Source organism: Haladaptatus sp. AB643 (genome assembly GCF_024136975.1).
Taxonomy (GTDB): domain Archaea; phylum Halobacteriota; class Halobacteria; order Halobacteriales; family Haladaptataceae; genus Haladaptatus.
In genome coordinates, this window is record NZ_JAMYJW010000038.1 from 1 (window position 1) to 554 (window position 554).

Here is a 554-nt window from a genome sequence, read left to right on the forward strand (position 1 = left end):
GTTCAAATCGCGCCCGGCCCGTACTTCTTCGATGAATTGATTCGTGAGTCGTGGCTTTTCGGCTATTTCGAGGAGAACACCCGTTCACAGTTCTCGGATCAGCAATTGAAACAAGCCCTCGGGATACAACGGCCAATTGTCGTCCGGAAAATCGGAAAGCGGCTTCCAGAACGCCTCGAACGTCTCGTCCATAGCTTCGATCGATTCGTAAACGTCTCTAAAAAGGTACGGTCGTCCCGCTCCGGTGAATCTCAGGGACTGAGGGTGATGGTTCGCGATTTGCCGCTGCCGTTAACCGAGTATTCGATACCCACTTCGACCGTTTTGCCAGCCATGTCCACGGGTGACCCGCTCGCGCGGAACTGATAGAGGTTGATGGTCGCGGACGAGTCGGACGAGAGAACCGCCTCGACCGATGCACTGTTACTGAAGCCATCGGTATCGAGGTCGATGGAACCGGGAAGTGACATTCCGCCGTTGATGTCGGTGACGCCGTTCTGCACGTCGGCGTCGATGGCGAGTTCGCTGACCCACTTGCCCTCGCTGTAGGAGTG

General features: G+C 56.3%; 1 pseudogene. It reads right to left on the bottom strand.

The window, feature by feature from the left end:
- Positions 1 to 251 precede the first annotated feature (251 nt).
- Positions 252 to 554: pseudogene (locus NKF25_RS24080) on the bottom strand (hypothetical protein); the annotation flags it as partial.